Here is a 16,918-nt window from a genome sequence, read left to right as displayed (position 1 = left end):
AAATCGATGTCTACCCTGCGACCAGCTGACCTCGCCCGAGAGCACGGGATCTCGACCCAGGCGGTCCGCAACTACGAGCAGGACGGCTGCATCCCACCCGCTGCCCGCACGCCCACCGGCTACCGGATCTACACCGAGGCGCATGCCGCGGCCCTGCGCACCTACCTCGCACTCATCCCGGCCTACGGCCACTCGGCCGCCGGTCAGATCATGACCGCACTCCACAACAACAAACTCGACACCGCCCTCACGGCCATCGACCACGGCCACAATCAATTGCTCCGAGACCGGGAAACCCTCGCCACGGTTCGCAGCGCAATCGATCATCTGACAACGGAGTCCGCCCCGGGGCGCCCGGTAGCCGACAGCGCCCGAACCATCGGCGAACTCGCCCATCGACTCCGTGTGACTCCGGCAACCTTGCGAAAATGGGAGGACGCCGGAATCCTCACCCCGGCAAGAGATCCCGCCACCGGATACCGCATTTTCGACGCCACCGACCTCCGCGACGCCGAACTCACCCACCTCCTCAGGCGCGGCGGCTACCCCCTGGCGCATATATCCACCGTGGTCCACCAGATCCGAACCGCCGGCGGCACAGCCGCACTCGCCGCGTCGATGACCGACTGGCAAGCCAAGCTCACAGCCCGCGGCCTCGCCATGCTCACCGCATCCACCCACCTCAGCACCTACCTGCCCCTGCTCAATCGTGGTGAGTCGCGGCAGGAGTTCTAGCCGCGGCCGACCCCGCCGCTCGGCGATTGGCAAAATGCTCATCGTGGAGCACTCGACACCCGAACCCGATCGCCGCACCGCCGACCACCTGCAGCCTGTTCTCGTCGAACTGGAACGCCGTGAACCGATCTTCCACCGTCCCGAATTCGACACCACGCGGGCCGATTTCGAACGCTCGACGGCACCGGACTTCTGGGAAACCGGCGCCTCCGGCCGGCGCTACAGCAGGGAATTCGTCTGGGCCACTCTCGAACAGCGGCAACTCGATACAGCGCAGGATCAGGGCGAGCCCGACTCGTGGAAGACCAGCGACTTCCAACTACGCGAGATCGCCCCGAACACCTACCTACTCACGTACACCCTCGAACAAACGGATCGACTGACCCGGCGGCTGACCGTCTGGCAGCGCACCGCAGACGACTGGACGATCCTCTACCACCAGGGAACAGTCGTCACCGATTAGCGGTGTCAATCGTGTTTCACCTCGTAGCGCAGCAGGACCGTGCCGCCCGGGAAGGTCCGGTTCTCCAACAGTCGCAGCGATATCCAGGACGGCAGGCTCGGGAAGAACGGGGTGCCGCCGCCCACGGCGGTGGGCGCGACCACGATCCGGAACTCGTCCACCAGCCCGGCCTGCACGATCGGTGCGGCCAGCGTCGCGCCGGCCACCTCCAGCCTGCCGTCGGTTTCGGCTTTCAGTTTCCGCACCACCTCGACCGGGTCGCCGCGCTCCAGACGGGAGTTCCAGTCGACCGACTCCAGGGTGCGTGAGAACACGACCTTGGGCATATCGCGCCAGATGCTGGCGAAGTCGACGATCAGCGAGGTGGCGTCCGGAGCCTTGTCAGCGGTCGGCCAGTATGCGGACATCAGTTCGTAGACCCGCCGCCCGTAGAACGACAGGGCGGTCTCCCGCTCGAAGTCGTTCCAGTACTGGTGAAGCTCTTCGCTCGGTTCGGACCAGTCGATATTGCCCTGTGCATCGGCGATGTACCCGTCCACCGACACATTGAAGCCATAGATGAGTTTGCCCATACAGATCAGACTGCACCGGGGGACAAAACTCATCGCTGTCTGCCTACTGTTGTCGGTCGAATCGCCGGTAGGGTCGGTCCGATGGAGTGGAGTTTTCAGTCGGCCGAAGAGCTTTCGGCGGCATTGCGGGCGGGTGAGGTTTCCTCGGTGGAATTGACCGAGGAGGCGATTGCTCGTATCGAGCGGGACGACAAGGCGATCAATGCGGTGTGCGTGCCGGATTTCGATCGGGCGCGGGAGGCCGCGCGCGAGGCTGATGTGGCGCGCGGGCGAGGGGAGCACGGCGCACTGCTGGGGATTCCGGTGACGGTCAAAGAGTCCTATAACGTTGCCGGGTTGCCGACCACCTGGGGTGTGCCGGAGCAGCGGGACTTTGTGCCGCAGGAGGATGCGGTACAGGTTTCGCGGTTGAAGGCCGCGGGTGCGGTGGTGCTCGGGAAGACCAATGTGCCGATCATGCTGGGGGATCTGCAGAGCTACAACGAGATCTACGGGACCACCAATAATCCGTGGGATCTCGGGCGGACCCCGGGCGGATCGTCCGGTGGTTCCGCCGCGGCGCTGGCGGCGGGGTTCGGGGCGCTGTCCATCGGGTCCGATATCGGCGGTTCGCTGCGCACGCCCGCGCACTTCTGCGGGGTGTACGCCCACAAGCCGACCTACGGCCTGGTGCCGACGCGCGGGCATGTCCCGCCGCCCGCACCGGCACTGCCGTCCGACCGCGACCTCTCCGTCGTCGGCCCGATGGCACGCACCGCCCGCGATCTCGCCCTGCTGCTGGACGTGATGGCCGGACCGGATCCACTGACACTGGGCGTCGGATACGACTTGGCGCTGCCGGCCGCGCGCCACGAGCGGCTCGGTGATTTCCGCGTCCTGATTCTGGAGGAGCATCCGCTCATTCCGACCGGGTCCGCGGTGCGGGCGGCCGTGAACAAGGTCGCTGACACGCTTGTCGCCGCGGGCGCTCGCGTCGAACGGCACAGTCCGCTACTTCCCGACCTGACCGAAGCCGCAACGCTTTACACCGAGTTGCTGCTGGCGACCCTCGCCGCCGGCTTCCCCGAGGACCGGTACGAACTGATGCGGACCTTCGCCGCCGCAGTGGGCCCGGACGACCGGAGTCTCGATGCGGCACGGTTGCGTGGTGCTGCATTCAGCTATCGCGATTGGATCGCTGCCAACGATCGGCGCGAGCGCCACCGCCACGGCTGGCGGCAGCTGTTCGCCGAATTCGATGTCGTGGTCACCCCGATCACGCCGACGCCGGCGTTCCCGCACGACCACAACCCCAACTTCGTGGAGCGACGGCTCGACATCGACGGCGCCGCATACCCGTTCGGCGATCAGCTCGTCTGGGCGGGCCTGGTGACAATGCCCGGACTTCCCGCCACCGTCATCCCCGCGGGCCGGTCACCCGAGGGCCTGCCGGTGGGCGTGCAGCTCATCGGCCCGATGCTGGAGGACCGCACGCCGCTGCGGCTGGCCGAACTGCTCGAGCGGGAGATCGGCGGCTTCGTAGCACCGGAGTAGGTCGCGTCGTCTCGGCGAAGCTCAGGGCGCCGGCCGTGCCCGGCGCACGCTGTTCCCGATGCTCCTCGGTCTGCCCGTGGAGCATCGGGAACAGTCCAGCGGATTACGTTGCCAGTCCGAGGATTTCACCTGTTCGAGTCAGATAGTCGTCGACCGAATGCTGATCGGAGTCGATGGCGGGCATCATCTTCCGCAGTGCCGGCTCCCACGCCAGTTGCTGCTCGGAGAAGCATCGGTTCAGTAGCTCGATCATGATCGCCGGGGCCGTCGACGCACCGGGAGAAGCACCCAGCAGGCCCGCGATCGTTCCGTCCGCCCCGGTCACCAATTCGGTGCCGAAGGTCAGAATTCCGATCTTGCCGGGATCCGGTTTGACCAACTGCGCACGCTGACCGGCCTGCACCGGATACCAGTCGGCAGGATCAGCGGCGGGGTAGAACCGTTGCAGCTGTGCGAATTTCCTGCGGCGCGTCGACAACAGCTGCCCGATCAGATAACCGACAAGCGCGAGATTCTGCACTCCGACCGCGAGTAGTACGCCGATATTGCGCAGCCGCAGGGTCGTGAACAGATCGACGAGCCGACCGTGTTTGAGCAGCCGTGTGCTGAATGTCGCGTAGGGACCGAACAATAGCGATTCGCGGCCGTCGACCACCCGTTTGTCGAGATGCGGTACCGACATGGGCGGTGCGCCGAGTGCGGCTTGGCTGTAGACCTTCGCATCGTGCTGCTCGACGATTTCGGGATTGTCGGTACGCAGGAACTGGGCTCCGAAGGGGAACACCGCATAGCCCTCGACCTCGGGAATCCGCGCCTTCTGCAACAGCTTCAGCGCGTATCCACCCGCCCCGACGAACACGAACCGCGCGCGGACAGTGAAGCGCCGCTTGGTATTCCGATCCCGGCCGGTGACGGTCCAGAGTCCGTCGAAGTCTCGATGCAGTCCGGTCACTTCGTGCCGCGTCCGTACCTGCGCGCCCGCAGCGGTCATGGATTCCACCAGTGCCCGCGTCAAAGCACCGAAGTCGACATCGGTACCGCCCTCGTATCGAGTGGCTGCGACCGCTTCCGCACGGTCACGCCCGGCCATCAGCAGCGGCGCCCATTCGGCGATGACCTCGGGATCCTGGCTGTACCGCATTGCCGAGAACAATGGCAGGTCCCGCAGTGTCTCGAATCGCGTTCGCAGATAGGCGATATCGCACTCACCGAAGACGACATCCATATGCGGTGTGGAATTGACGAACGAAGCCGGATCCGCAATATCGCCGTCCGCGACCAGCGATGCCCAGAACTGCCGCGACAGCTGGAACGCCTGCCCGATCTGTTCGGACTTCGCGGACTCGCCGGGATCGGGCATGTAGTTCAGTTCGCACAACCCCGAATGCCCGGTCCCCGCGTTGTTCCACGCATTCGAGCTCTCGGCGGCGACCTCGTCGAGGCGCTCGAACATGACCGTCGACCACTCCGGCCGCACCTTCGCGAGCAGTGCGCCCAGCGTCGCCGACATAATGCCGCCCCCGATGAGAACCACATCGAATACCGCTGCCGCTGCGGTGGATTCCGCTGCCTCGCGCACGCCTTCCATACGACTGCCTCCTGGTCTGTGGTCCTGAAGACATCGTCACGCCGCACCGTCTCATCCGTCCAATGTCGATTTCGGGCGCTTATCATCCGAATATGGATGGATATCTGTCGGCCGAGGTCGAGGCGCTGGTGCCACTGCTCGCCGCCTTCGACGCAGCCGCCGGTGAGGGTCACATCACACGCGCCGCACAGGTTCTGGGCATCCCGCAATCGTCGCTGAGCCGCCGCTTGAAGAGCGTCGAGAAGACGCTGGGCGTGCAGCTGTTCCAGCCGGTGGGCCGCGGTGTCACGCTCACTCCGGCAGGTCGTGAACTGTTCGAGCGCACCCGGCATCTGGTCGGCGCACTCGACGACGCGGTAAGTGTGGTGCGCAGCAATGCCGATCCGGACAGCGGCCTCGTACGCTTCGGCTTCCCACTCACCCTGGGTCCGGTCAGCATCCCCTCACTGCTCGCCGACTTCCACAGCAGTGCACCGCGAATCCGCTTGCACCTGGTGCAAGCTCATGGAGAAGCGCTTGCCGCCCAGGTCAGGGCAGGGCAACTGGACCTCGCGGTGATGATCCCCGCGCCGGCCGACCTACCCGCAACGGTGCTGGGCCACCAGCGCATTCACCTCTATGTCGCCCGCACGCACCGCCTTGCCGATCGGGACGCGATCGACCTCGGCGACCTGGCCGAAGAATCCTTCATCGCCAACCCGCCCACCTACCATCTGCGCCACCTCCTCGACTCCTGGTGCGCCGAGGCCGGATTCATTCCACGCGTGCCGTTCGAGATCACCGAATTCGATACCCTGCGCGCCTTCGTCGCACACGGCCTCGGCGTCGCCCTGCTGCCCGAACCCGAGATCCCGCACCCTGACCTGCATCGCATAGCGCTCGCCGGTCCGCGCGACCGCGGTATCGGCCTGGTCGCCGGAAACCATCGGCCGACCCCCGCCGTCGCGCGCCTGCACGACTATCTCGCGACGCATGCCATGGCCCACATCGACAAGGCCGCATCCTGAACAATGTGGCGATTCAGCTGACCCGCCCGGCATGCCGTGCAGACGTGCGGGATACGCCATCCTCCGATCATCTGGACTAATCGGTCATATCATCGATCTATGCCCACCAATCGGATCGAGGGGCGTACCGCGGTGTTTGCCGACTGGGCTTGGCAGGCACTGCTGGTCGTGGGCGCGTGTTCGGTGCTGGTGGGACTCACCCTGGCGGTCTGGCCGAACAAGTCCGTGACGGTCGAGGGCATCCTGTGCGGACTGGTCCTGCTGGCCACCGGCGGCGCGCAGTTCATCGTGGCATTCGGTGCAAATATCGCGACGCCCCTGAAGGTGCTGGAGTTCTTCGGCGGCCTGACGGCACTGTTGTTCGCCCTGTGGTGCATCAACAGCGGGCAGTGGGTGCTGTTGCTGGCCTTGTGGATCGGCATGGGCTGGATGATCCGCGGCATCGTGCAGGCGCTCGTCGCGGCCTGGTCGGACGAGTTCACGGGTTCGGGCTGGCAGGAGATCTTCGGGCTGTGCACGACGGTGGTGGGCGCCGTGGTCGCGGTCGGGCCCTTCCAGTCGACCACTTCGCTGTCGGTGGCGGTCGGATTGTTCACCATCGCCCTCGGCATCACCGAGATGTCGACCGCCGCGCGGTGGGAGCGCACCGGTATGGCGCAGACCGCCTGACGACATTCACCCGGCACTGCGACACTTCCCGAATTCCCCAATTGCCAAATATTTGCCGGTACGGTTCGGCTATTCGTGTGCTCGAGGAGATCGTGCGACGAGACGCCGCCCGGTCACGGTGAGAGGCAGGGCGGATGGCGCGTAAGAACGGCACTGTGCTCGACGGGGAGCTGACCGAGGCGCTGATCAAGGCGAGACGGTTTTTCACCCGGGCGGACATATCACCGGATCTGCGCAGTGAATACCGCACCGGCGGACGCCAAGCCGACGATTTCTATCGTGACCGCTGGTCCCACGACAAAGTGGTGCGCTCCACGCACGGCGTGAATTGCACCGGCTCGTGTTCGTGGAAGGTGTTCGTCAAGGACGGCATCATCACCTGGGAAACCCAGGCCACCGACTATCCCAGCACCGGCCCCGACCGCCCCGAGTACGAACCCCGCGGCTGCCCGCGCGGTGCGGCCTTCTCCTGGTACACCTATTCGCCGACCCGGGTGCGCTATCCCTACATTCGCGGGGTGCTGCTGGAGATGTACCGGGAAGCCAAGCGGCGCACCGGAGATCCCGTGCTGGCGTGGGAATCGATAGTGTCGGACCCGGAACAATCGCGCCGCTACAAGAGCCTGCGCGGGCGCGGCGGTCTGGTCCGCGCGAGCTGGGACGAGGCGGTGGAACTCATTGCCGCCGCGCATGTGCACACCATCAAGGCGTACGGACCCGATCGCATTGCCGGGTTCTCACCGATTCCCGCCATGTCGATGGCGTCCTTCGCGGCCGGCTCCCGGTTCATCTCGCTCATCGGCGGCGCGATGCTCTCGTTCTACGATTTCTATGCCGACCTGCCCGTGGCCTCACCACAGGTATTCGGCGACCAGACCGATGTCCCGGAGTCCGGAGACTGGTGGGACGCAGGCTATCTCATCATGTGGGGCTCGAATGTCCCGGTTACTCGTACCCCGGACGCGCACTGGATGGCCGAGGCGCGCTATCGCGGTCAGAAGGTCATCTCCATCGCCCCGGACTATGCCGACAATGTGAAGTTCGCCGATGAATGGCTGGCCCCGCATCCGGGCACCGACGGCGCTCTGGGTTTCGCCATGGGCCATGTGATCCTGCGCGAGTTCTTCGTCGATCGGCAGGTGCCCTACTTCCAGCAGTACGTGCGCCGCTACACCGATCTGCCGTTCCTGGTGCGACTGGAGCAGACCGACAACGGATACCGCCCCGGCAAGTTCCTCACCGCCGCCGATCTCCCGGAATTCGCGAGCGAGGCGAATGCGGAATTCAAGACGGTGCTGCTGGACGGCGAGGGAAAACCGTTGGTGCCCAATGGTTCCCTGGGCTTCCGCTACGGCGACGAGGGTCTCGGGAAGTGGAATCTGCAGCTGGAAGACGTGCAGCCGATGCTGTCCATGGAGGGGCAGGACGCGGTGCAGGTGACACTGCCCAGGTTCGATACCGGCGACGGTTCGGCCGCCGATCTGGTGCGCGGTGTGCCCACCCGGATCGTCGGCGGGCATCTGGTCACCACGGTCCTGGATCTGATGCTGGCGCAGTACGGGGTGCATCGCCCCGGAATGCCGGGGGAGTGGCCGACCGGATACGAAGATGCGACGCAGCCGGGCACACCCGCTTGGCAGGAGACCATCACCGGTGTTCCCGCCGAGGTGGCCGCGCGCATCGGCCGCGAATTCGCCGCCAATGCGGAGGAGTCGAACGGCCGCTCCATGATCATTCTCGGTGCGGGCACCAATCATTGGTTCCACTCCGACACCATCTACCGGACCTTCCTGGCGCTGACGACCCTCACCGGCTGCCAGGGCGTGAACGGCGGCGGCTGGGCGCATTACGTCGGCCAGGAGAAGTGCCGGCCGGTGACCGGCTGGGCGCAGGTCGCCAATGCGCTGGACTGGACGCGCCCGCCGCGGCAGATGATTCAGACCGCCTACTGGTATCTGTACACCGATCAGTTCCGGTACGACCCGTTCAGTGCGGATACGCTCACGAGCACCAATGGCGCCGGGCGATTCACGGGCCGCTCCACCGCCGACCTCATCGCACAGACCGCGCGGATGGGCTGGATGCCGTCCTTCCCGACCTTCGATCGCAATCCACTCGATCTGGTGGACGAGGCCGAGGCGTCCGGGATAGCGCCCGCGGATCATATTGTGTCGCAACTCAAATCGGGGCAGCTGCGGTTCGCCTGCGAGGATCCAGACGAGCCGCGCAACTTCCCGCGGCTGCTGACCATCTGGCGGTCGAACCTGCTGGGTTCTTCGGCCAAGGGCAATGAGTATTTCCTCAAACATCTCCTGGGCGCGGATTCCTCATTACGCGCGGAGGAGGCGCCACCGGAGGCACGGCCCAAGGACATCGTCTGGCACGAGGAAGCCCCCACCGGGAAGCTGGATCTGCTTCTGACACTGGACTTTCGGATGACGAGCACCACCATTTTCTCCGATGTCGTGCTGCCCGCCGCCACCTGGTACGAGAAGCACGATCTGTCCTCCACCGATATGCACCCGTTCGTGCACTCCTTCAGCCCGGCTATCGCGCCGCCCTGGCAGACCCGCACGGACTGGGAAGCGTTCATGACCATCGGCGCGGAGTTCAGCAAGCTGGCGCGCAGACATCTGGGCGTGCGCAAGGACCTGGTCGCGACTCCGCTACTGCACGACACACCGGATGAGATGGCCAACCCGCACGGTGTGGTCCGCGACTGGAAAACCGGTGAGTGCGAACCGATTCCGGGCGTCACCATGCCGCGCCTGACGGTGGTCGAACGCGACTACCCGGCCGTGCACGCCAAGATGAGCGCCATCGGGCCGCTGCTCGACAAGCTCGGCGCCACGACCAAGGGCATCACCTATCAGGTCGAGCGCGAAATCGAATATCTCGGCCGTAAGAACGGCCTCGTGCGCGGCGGACCGGCCGACGGGCGGCCCTCGCTGGTCCGCGATATCGACGCCTGTGAGGCGATTCTGGCGCTGTCGGGAACCACCAACGGGCACTTGGCAACCCAGGGTTTCCGCACCCTGGAGAAGCGCACCGGCACCGCGCTGGCGGATCTGTCCGCCGAGCACGAGGGCAAGCAGATCACCTTCGCCGATACCCAGGTCGCGCCGGTCCCGGTGATCACCTCCCCGGAGTGGTCCGGTTCGGAATCCGGTGGCCGCCGCTACTCGCCGTTCACGGTGAATGTGGAGCGAAACAAGCCCTGGCACACCCTTACCGGTCGCCAGCACTTCTATCTCGACCACGACTGGATGGAGGAGGTCGGCGAGCAGTTGCCGGTCTACCGGCCGCCGCTCAATATGACCGCGCTGTTCGCCGAACCGCGGCTGGGCGAGCACGGCGCGCAGGGCCTGACGCTGCGGTATCTCACGCCGCATTCGAAGTGGTCCATCCATTCCGAGTATCAGGACAACCTGTTCATGCTCAGCCTGTCCCGAGGCGGCCCCACCATCTGGATGTCGAATCTCGATGCCGCGAAACTCGGTATCGCGGACAACGAGTGGATCGAGGCCGTGAACCGCAACGGTGTGGTCGTGGCTCGCGCGGTGGTCTCCTATCGCATGCCCGAGGGCACGGTCTACATGCACCACGCCCAGGACCGCCTCATCGACGTTCCGCTCGCGGAGGCCTCCGGCAAACGCGGCGGCATCCACAATTCGCTGACCCGCCTGCTCATCAAGCCCACCCACCTCATCGGCGGTTACGCCCAACTCTCCTTCGCCTTCAACTATCTCGGCCCGACCGGTAATCAGCGCGATGAGGTGACGGTCATCCGCCGTCGCAGCCAGGAGGTCGAATACCGATGAAACCCATGGCGCAGATGGCGATGGTGATGAACCTCGACAAGTGCATCGGCTGTCACACCTGTTCGGTCACCTGCAAGCAGACGTGGACCAATCGTGCAGGTGTCGAGTACGTCTGGTTCAACAATGTGGAAACCCGTCCGGGACAGGGGTATCCGCGCACCTACGAGGATCAGGCGCGGTGGCGCGGCGGGTGGTCGCTCGATCGCAAGGGCCGGCTGAAACTGCGTGGCGGCGGGCGGATGCGCAAGCTGTTCACCATCTTCGACAATCCGATCCTGCCGGAGCTGTCGGACTACTACGAGCCGTGGACCTACGACTACGAAACGCTCACCACCGCGCCGGTGCAGAAGCACACGCCGGTGGCGCGGCCGAAATCGCTGATCACCGGGCAGGACACCAAGATCACCTGGTCGGCCAACTGGGACGACAATCTCGGTGGCGCACCGGAACTCACCCAGGGTGATCCGCTGCTCAAGCAGGTCGGCGACAAGGTGAAGTTCGAATTCGACCGCACCTTCATGTTCTATCTGCCGCGTATCTGCGAGCACTGCCTGAATCCTGCGTGCGCGGCCTCGTGCCCGTCCGGCGCGATCTACAAGCGCGCCGAGGACGGCATCGTGCTGGTGGATCAGGACAAGTGCCGGGGCTGGCGCATGTGCGTATCCGGGTGCCCGTACAAGAAAGTGTTCTTCAATCACCGCACCGGCAAGGCCGAGAAATGTACGTTCTGTTTCCCGCGGCTGGAGGTCGGACTGCCGACGGTGTGCGCGGAGACCTGCGTGGGACGGCTGCGGTATATCGGCCTGATGCTCTACGACGCCGATACCGTGTCAGAGGTAGCGGCGACCCCGAACGAGAAGGATCTGTACGCGGCACAGCGGGATGCTTTCCTGGACCCGTTCGATCCCGATGTCATAACCGCCTGCGAGCGGGCGGGCATCCCACGCGATTGGGTCCAGGCGGCACAGAATTCGCCGGTATACGCGCTCATCCGCAAATACCGCGTGGCACTGCCGCTGCATCCGGAATACCGCACGGTGCCGATGGTCTGGTACATCCCACCGCTCTCACCGGTCGTCGATTCCCTGCGCGATACCGGACACGATGCGGAGGATCACGGAAACCTGTTCGCCGCCATCGAGGCGCTGCGCATCCCGATCGAATATCTGGCGGAACTGTTCAGCGCCGGCGATCCGGCACCGGTGGACGCCGTGCTGCGCCGGCTGGCCGCCATGCGCAGCTATATGCGCGATCTGAATCTGGGCCGCGAGGCGCGCCCGGAGATCGCCGCCAAGGTCGGCATGAGCGAAGAAGACCTCTACGACATGTACCGCCTGCTGGCGCTCGCCAAATACGAGGACCGCTACGTCATTCCTCCCGCGCACGCCGAACAGGCGCACGGCCTGGAGGAATTGGCCACCGACTGCAGCCTCGACTACGACGGCGGCCCCGGCATGACCGGTTCGGGCCCGTTCGGCGAGAGCTCCGGCCCCCTGACTCCCGTTGCGGTGGAGAACTTCCGCATGCTGCAGGAACGCCAGACCGCCGATACCGGGGCGGCGATCGAAGGATCCGGACGCGTCAATCTTCTCAATTGGGACGGCCGCGGAGCCCCGGACGGGCTCATGCCACAGACCAACGGCGGAAGGCATCGCAAATGAAGCTGACGGATTCTGTACGTTCCGGAGCGTGGCAGGTGCAATCGATGCTGCTCGGATATCCCGATGAGCGGCTGCTGGATTCGCTGTCGCTGCTGTGCCGGACCGCCTCGGCGCTGCCGGAGGCAGTCGGTGCACCGTTGCAACCGCTGTTGAATCATCTCGAACGCAGCCAACCGCTCACGCTGGCAACCGAATACGTCGAGACGTTCGATCATCGCAAGCGGTTCAGCCCGTATCTGACGTGGTTTCTGTACGGGGACACTCGCAAGCGGGGGATGGCGCTGCTGAAGTTCAAGCAGCTGTATCGCGCGTCCGGACTGGTGCTCGATGACGGCGAGCTGTCCGACCATCTGTGCGTGGTGCTGGAATTCGCTGCCGCGTATCCGGAGCCGGGGCAGCAGCTGCTCGAGGATCACCGCGCGGGAATCGAGGTGATGCGCCTTGCCCTGCGTGACGCGCAGTCGCCGTGGACGGGTGTTCTGGAATCACTGTCGGCGACCTTGCCCGCCCTGCGCGGCGATGAACACGATGCCATCGCACGGCTTGTCGCGGCCGGACCGCCCGGTGAGGATGTCGGCCTGGAACCGTTCGCGCCGCCGACCTACATGCCGCAGGTGATCGGAGCGCGCCGATGACGCTCAGTGCCGAGGACGTGCTGCTGTGGGTGGCGGTTCCCTATGCCGCACTGGCGATCTGCGTGGTCGGCCTGATCTGGCGGTATCGCTACGACAAATTCGGCTGGACCACGCGCTCCTCGCAGATCTACGAGAACCGGCTGCTGCGGCTCGGCAGTCCGCTGTTCCACTACGGGATCATCTTCGTCTTTCTCGGGCATGTCATCGGCCTGGTGATTCCGGAGTCGTGGACCGATGCCGTCGGGATCAGCGAAAGCATGTATCACGCGGCGTCATTCAGCCTCGGTGCGATCGCGGGGGTGGCCACCGTCGCCGGGCTGCTCATCCTGATCTATCGGCGGCGGACCGTCGGCCCGGTGTTCTCGGCGACCACCCGCAACGACAAAATGATGTACGTCCTGCTGGGTCTTACGCTGGCGCTCGGCCTCGGTGCGACGCTGTACGGGAATCTGACCGGGCACGCGCACAATTACCGGGAAGACATCGCGCCCTGGTTCCGCTCCATCTTCTACTTCCAGCCGAAGCCGGAGCTCATGGTCTCAGCACCACTGGGTTTCCAGCTGCACGCGCTCTGCGCCTGCGCACTGTTCGCCTTCTGGCCCTTCAGCCGCCTGGTGCACGTGTTCTCCGCACCGATCGGCTACCTGACCCGCCCGTACATCGTCTACCGCAGCCGTGACGACTCCCTCGGCACCCAGCGCCCGCCGCGTGGCTGGGAGCGGGTCCAGTAGTACTCGCTGGATCAGCTTGTGCGAGTGAAGGTATCGCTATTGGTCAGTACCGCGTGCGCCCAGGGCAGAGCCATCAGCTTGGGCTCTGCTCCCGGATAGGGCGGTTTGATCGCCTCGTCGGAGACCACATGCCAGGCGGCGTGCAACTTCTCCTCCCGCAGCAGCCCGGTGAACGAGCAGATGCTCGCGATATCACCCGCCGCCACGAACGAGAACTGCGCGCACGGGCCGCGGTGCAGGCCGATGATGGGCACCGCGGAGGCGGCGAAGGCGCTGTCGCCCAATGCCGTCTCGAAGGTGCCGGTCAGCCGCCCGTCCGCATCATCGGTGATCGTCAATCGCGATCCGTACTCATTGACCCAGGAGCCATTCCAGTGCAAATCCATCACAGCTCCCGTATACCCCGATGGCGCGAGGCTAATTCGAGATGATCGAGCCGGTGCGACCGCCCCGCGCGCGAGCACCGGGTTCGGTGGGCTTCCCGCGCGGTTCCGGCATAGGGTTCGGTGGTGACGAGCAACCCGTTCTTCGAACCCAGCACCCTGCCGTACCAGCTGCCGCCGTTCGCGGAAATCCGCGCGGAGCACTATCTCCCCGCCTTCGAGGCGGGCATGGCCGAGAAGCTGGAGGAGGTCAACGCCATCGCCGCCGCGGCGGACGCGCCGACCTTCGCGAATACGGTCGTGGCGCTGGAGCGTTCGGGGGCCGTGCTGACCCGGGTCGCCAATGTGTTCTTCAATATCGCCTCCTCGGACTCCACCAAGGAGACGGAGGCGATCGAGGCCGAGCTGTCGCCGAAGCTGGCCGCGCTCAGTGATGCGATGCTGTTGAACCCGCAGCTCTTCGCTCGCATCCGGGCGCTCTACGAACAGCGCGACAGCTTGGGTCTGAGCGCCGAGGAGTCGCGGCTGCTCGAGCGGTACCACACCCGATTCGTCCGGGCGGGCGCCGCGTTGAACGACACCGAGCAGGATCAGCTGCGGGCCTGGAATATGGAGTTGGCCTCGGCGACAACCGAGTTCGGGCACAATATTCTGGCCGCAACCAATGCCGCCACCCTGCTGCTGGATTCCGAAGAGCAGCTCGCCGGGCTCGCGCCCACCGCGGTCGCCGCGGCGGCCGAGAACGCCAAGTCGCTGGGACACGAGGGGGAGTGGGCACTGAGCCTGCAGAACGTCTCCAACCAGCCGGTTCTCGCCGATCTGGCCGACCGCGATGTGCGGCACCGGATGATGATGGCCTCGCTGGGCCGTGGGTTCGGTGCCAGCAGCCCCAATAGTGAACTCGCGGGCCGAATCGCGAGCCTGCGCGCCGCACGGGCCGCACTGCTCGGCTACCCGGACCATGCCACGTACATCGTGGCGGACCAGACGGCGAAGACGCCGGAGGCGGTCGAGGAGATGCTCACCCGCTTGATCGGACCGGCCGTGGCCAATGCCGAGCGCGAAGCAGCCGAGTTGACGGTGGCCATGCACGCTGCCGACCCGGCGGCGGGTGAACTGCACTCCTGGGACTGGCTGTATTGGTCGGAAAAGGTGCGGGCCGAACGGTTCTCGGTCGATGCCGATGCGCTGCGCCCCTACCTGGAGCTGGAGCGCGTCCTGCGGGACGGCGTTTTCTATGCCGCGCAGCAGGTTTACGGCATCACCTTCCAGGAGCGCACGGATCTGGTGGGCTACCACCCCGAGGTCCGGGTCTTCGAGGTCTTCGACACCGACGGGAGCGGTCTGGGCCTGTTCCTCGGCGATTTCTTCGCTCGCCCGTCCAAACGTGGTGGCGCCTGGATGAACTCGCTCGTCGACCAGTCCGGTCTGGAGGGCACCAAGGCGGTGGTGATCAACAATCTGAATATCGTGAAGCCGCCCGCCGGCGACCCGGCGCTTTTGACCTGGGACAACGTCCGCACCCTCTTCCACGAGTTCGGGCACGCGCTGCACGGACTGTTCTCGGATGTGCAGTACCCGTTCTTCTCCGGCACCCAGGTGCCGCGTGATTTCGTGGAATTCCCGTCCCAGGTCAATGAGATGTGGGCGGCCCGGCCCGAAATCCTGGCCAATTACGCCCACCACGTCGAGACCGGCGAGCCCATGCCCGCCGAACTGATCGAAAAGCGTGTGGCTGCCGAACAATTCGGCGAGGGCTTCCGCACCGTCGAATACCTCGGTGCGACGCTCCTGGACTGGGCCTGGCACCGCATTACCACCGACCAGACCTCCGATATCGACGCCGAACTCTTCGAAGAGGCCGCCCTGCACAAGGCCGGTCTCGCCCTCACCGCGATCCCGCCCCGGTACCGCACCGGCTATTTCGCGCATATCTTCGCGGGCGGCTACGGCGCGGGCTACTACTCCTACATCTGGAGCGAAGTACTCGACGCCGACACCGTCGAATGGTTCGAGGACGGCGCGGCCACCATCCGCGACAAGGGCGAGCAATTCCGCCGCGGCTTACTCGCCCGAGGCGGTTCCGTGGACCCCCTCACGGCCTTCGAATCCTTCCGAGGCCGCGCCCCGGAGATTCAGCCGCTCCTGGTTCGTCGCGGACTGACCACCTAGAGGTAAACGATTCCCGCACACCGCGAATGCCATGTGCGGGAATCGCGAGGTATCACAGCCCGATCGTGAGGTTCTGGTTCCCGATCACCGAGAGCAGGTCGAGCTTCTCCTGGCTGCTGCTGCCAGGCGTGGCGATGAACAGCAGCAGGGCCTGATGCTGATCGGGATCGAGCAGGGTCTGGCAGTGCACTTCGATGAGCCCGACCTCCGGGTGCAGAATGCGCTTCTGCTCGGTGAATCCGAGACCGATTTCGTGATCACTCCAGAGCGCGGTGAACTCGGTGCTCAGTTGCGCGAGGGAGCGCGCCAATTCCGCCGCGGGCGATTCCGGGCCCTGCTCGGTGACAACACGCCTGAGCTGCGCGGTATAGATCCGCGCGACACCCGGCTGATCCTCTTCGGGGTAGATGTTTCGCGATGAAGGGTCGGTGAACCAACGATAGAAAACGCTGCGGGACGGGCCGGCGAATCGAGTCTCGTCGCCCAATAGCGCACGGGCGACGCGTGTTTGGCGCAGGGTCTCGCCGAGGCCGCTCATGATCTGGGCAGGTACATCATCGAATCGGTCGAGTACTCGCATGAGCGCCGGACTTATATGGTCGTCCCGAATTGCGCGCTGGGGAGCGTGATGTCCGATCAATTGGAACAAATGATCGCGTTCGGCGAGGGAGAGTCGCAACCCGCGCGCGAGGGCGGCGGTCATCTGCTCGGAGGGCCTGGGTCCGGTGCCGCGTTCCAGCCGGGCGTAGTAGTCGGCCGACATGGAGCACAATTGCGCGACCTCTTCACGGCGCAGGCCGCTGGTACGACGCCGGGGGCCGCGTTCGAGCCCGACATCCTCGGGCTGTAGCGCCTGACGGCGAGTGCGCAGGAAATCCGCGAGTTCCGGTCGATTCATCAATGCTCTCCCAGGACTTGTCTGTCTCCCTATGCCTACCGGTGTCGAAC

The 16,918-nt window shown here is 65.4% G+C and carries 14 protein-coding genes; 10 read left to right on the top strand and 4 right to left on the bottom strand.

What is annotated here, in order from left to right; all coding sequences use genetic code 11:
* Nucleotides 1–6 precede the first annotated feature (6 nt).
* On the top strand, nucleotides 7–735 hold the full coding sequence (locus ABZX86_RS28610) for a TioE family transcriptional regulator (RefSeq protein WP_355127760.1): 729 nt from the start codon (nucleotides 7–9) through the stop codon (nucleotides 733–735).
* Nucleotides 736–778: 43 nt separating this feature from the next.
* Nucleotides 779–1,198, top strand: coding sequence for a DUF4440 domain-containing protein (locus tag ABZX86_RS28605; protein WP_355127759.1), 420 nt, complete (start codon nucleotides 779–781; stop codon nucleotides 1,196–1,198).
* Between the two features lie 5 nt (nucleotides 1,199–1,203).
* Here the strand turns inward: ABZX86_RS28605 and ABZX86_RS28600 are convergent, their stop codons facing one another.
* The gene (locus ABZX86_RS28600; protein ID WP_355127758.1) at nucleotides 1,204–1,770 is read right to left on the bottom strand and encodes a dihydrofolate reductase family protein; all 567 of its coding nucleotides are present in this window, start codon (nucleotides 1,768–1,770) and stop codon (nucleotides 1,204–1,206) included.
* Between the two features lie 81 nt (nucleotides 1,771–1,851).
* Here ABZX86_RS28600 and ABZX86_RS28595 point away from each other — a divergent pair, with 81 nt between their 5' ends.
* Nucleotides 1,852–3,303 (top strand): amidase, encoded by a 1,452-nt coding sequence (locus ABZX86_RS28595; protein ID WP_355127757.1) that lies wholly within the window; start codon nucleotides 1,852–1,854, stop codon nucleotides 3,301–3,303.
* 103 nt (nucleotides 3,304–3,406) lie between these two features.
* On the opposite strand, the gene mqo is transcribed toward ABZX86_RS28595, so the two are convergent.
* Nucleotides 3,407–4,891, bottom strand: a complete 1,485-nt coding sequence (gene mqo / locus ABZX86_RS28590) for a malate dehydrogenase (quinone) (protein ID WP_355127756.1) — start codon at nucleotides 4,889–4,891, stop codon at nucleotides 3,407–3,409.
* A 92-nt stretch (nucleotides 4,892–4,983) separates the two neighbouring features.
* Between mqo and ABZX86_RS28585 the strand changes: the two genes are divergently transcribed.
* From ABZX86_RS28585 to narI, 6 genes are all read left to right on the top strand, one after another.
* Nucleotides 4,984–5,898, top strand: a complete 915-nt coding sequence (locus tag ABZX86_RS28585; protein ID WP_355127755.1) for a LysR family transcriptional regulator — start codon at nucleotides 4,984–4,986, stop codon at nucleotides 5,896–5,898.
* Nucleotides 5,899–5,997: 99 nt separating this feature from the next.
* Nucleotides 5,998–6,567, top strand: a complete 570-nt coding sequence (locus ABZX86_RS28580; RefSeq protein WP_355127754.1) for a DUF308 domain-containing protein — start codon at nucleotides 5,998–6,000, stop codon at nucleotides 6,565–6,567.
* A gap of 134 nt (nucleotides 6,568–6,701) precedes the next feature.
* Entirely contained in the window at nucleotides 6,702–10,388 is a 3,687-nt protein-coding gene (locus ABZX86_RS28575) for a nitrate reductase subunit alpha (RefSeq protein ID WP_355127753.1), read from the top strand.
* Nucleotides 10,385–12,049 (top strand): nitrate reductase subunit beta, encoded by a 1,665-nt coding sequence (narH, locus tag ABZX86_RS28570; RefSeq protein ID WP_355127752.1) that lies wholly within the window; start codon nucleotides 10,385–10,387, stop codon nucleotides 12,047–12,049. The genes ABZX86_RS28575 and narH overlap by 4 nt, the downstream gene beginning before the upstream one ends.
* A complete protein-coding gene (gene narJ / locus ABZX86_RS28565; RefSeq protein ID WP_355127751.1) occupies nucleotides 12,046–12,684 on the top strand; it encodes a nitrate reductase molybdenum cofactor assembly chaperone in 639 nt (212 codons plus the stop codon). The genes narH and narJ overlap by 4 nt, the downstream gene beginning before the upstream one ends.
* Nucleotides 12,681–13,415, top strand: a complete 735-nt coding sequence (gene narI, locus ABZX86_RS28560; protein WP_355127750.1) for a respiratory nitrate reductase subunit gamma — start codon at nucleotides 12,681–12,683, stop codon at nucleotides 13,413–13,415. The genes narJ and narI overlap by 4 nt, the downstream gene beginning before the upstream one ends.
* Before the next feature lie 11 nt (nucleotides 13,416–13,426).
* Here narI and ABZX86_RS28555 read toward each other — a convergent pair whose 3' ends face one another.
* Nucleotides 13,427–13,801: an avidin/streptavidin family protein gene (locus ABZX86_RS28555; RefSeq protein ID WP_355127749.1), complete on the bottom strand. Its 375-nt coding sequence runs from the start codon at nucleotides 13,799–13,801 to the stop codon at nucleotides 13,427–13,429.
* Nucleotides 13,802–13,924: 123 nt separating this feature from the next.
* Between ABZX86_RS28555 and ABZX86_RS28550 the strand changes: the two genes are divergently transcribed.
* Nucleotides 13,925–15,970, top strand: coding sequence for a M3 family metallopeptidase (locus ABZX86_RS28550; RefSeq protein WP_355127748.1), 2,046 nt, complete (start codon nucleotides 13,925–13,927; stop codon nucleotides 15,968–15,970).
* A 52-nt stretch (nucleotides 15,971–16,022) separates the two neighbouring features.
* Here ABZX86_RS28550 and ABZX86_RS28545 read toward each other — a convergent pair whose 3' ends face one another.
* Nucleotides 16,023–16,871 (bottom strand): helix-turn-helix transcriptional regulator, encoded by an 849-nt coding sequence (locus tag ABZX86_RS28545; protein WP_355127747.1) that lies wholly within the window; start codon nucleotides 16,869–16,871, stop codon nucleotides 16,023–16,025.
* Nucleotides 16,872–16,918 lie beyond the last annotated feature (47 nt).

This window comes from Nocardia sp. NPDC006630, from assembly GCF_040611495.1.
GTDB lineage: Bacteria > Actinomycetota > Actinomycetes > Mycobacteriales > Mycobacteriaceae > Nocardia.
This window is presented reverse-complemented; position numbering and strand designations above follow the sequence as displayed.

Bases quoted from the DNA above. Each gene is read 5' to 3' on its own strand.
- ABZX86_RS28610 (WP_355127760.1), top strand. From the start codon at position 7: ATGTCTACCCTGCGACCAGCTGACCTCGCCCGAGAGCACGGGATCTCG.
- ABZX86_RS28600 (WP_355127758.1), bottom strand. From the start codon at position 1,770: ATGGGCAAACTCATCTATGGCTTCAATGTGTCGGTGGACGGGTACATC.
- ABZX86_RS28595 (WP_355127757.1), top strand. From the start codon at position 1,852: ATGGAGTGGAGTTTTCAGTCGGCCGAAGAGCTTTCGGCGGCATTGCGG.
- mqo (WP_355127756.1), bottom strand. From the start codon at position 4,891: ATGGAAGGCGTGCGCGAGGCAGCGGAATCCACCGCAGCGGCAGCGGTA.
- ABZX86_RS28585 (WP_355127755.1), top strand. From the start codon at position 4,984: ATGGATGGATATCTGTCGGCCGAGGTCGAGGCGCTGGTGCCACTGCTC.
- ABZX86_RS28580 (WP_355127754.1), top strand. From the start codon at position 5,998: ATGCCCACCAATCGGATCGAGGGGCGTACCGCGGTGTTTGCCGACTGG.
- ABZX86_RS28575 (WP_355127753.1), top strand. From the start codon at position 6,702: ATGGCGCGTAAGAACGGCACTGTGCTCGACGGGGAGCTGACCGAGGCG.
- narH (WP_355127752.1), top strand. From the start codon at position 10,385: ATGAAACCCATGGCGCAGATGGCGATGGTGATGAACCTCGACAAGTGC.
- narJ (WP_355127751.1), top strand. From the start codon at position 12,046: ATGAAGCTGACGGATTCTGTACGTTCCGGAGCGTGGCAGGTGCAATCG.
- narI (WP_355127750.1), top strand. From the start codon at position 12,681: ATGACGCTCAGTGCCGAGGACGTGCTGCTGTGGGTGGCGGTTCCCTAT.
- ABZX86_RS28555 (WP_355127749.1), bottom strand. From the start codon at position 13,801: ATGGATTTGCACTGGAATGGCTCCTGGGTCAATGAGTACGGATCGCGA.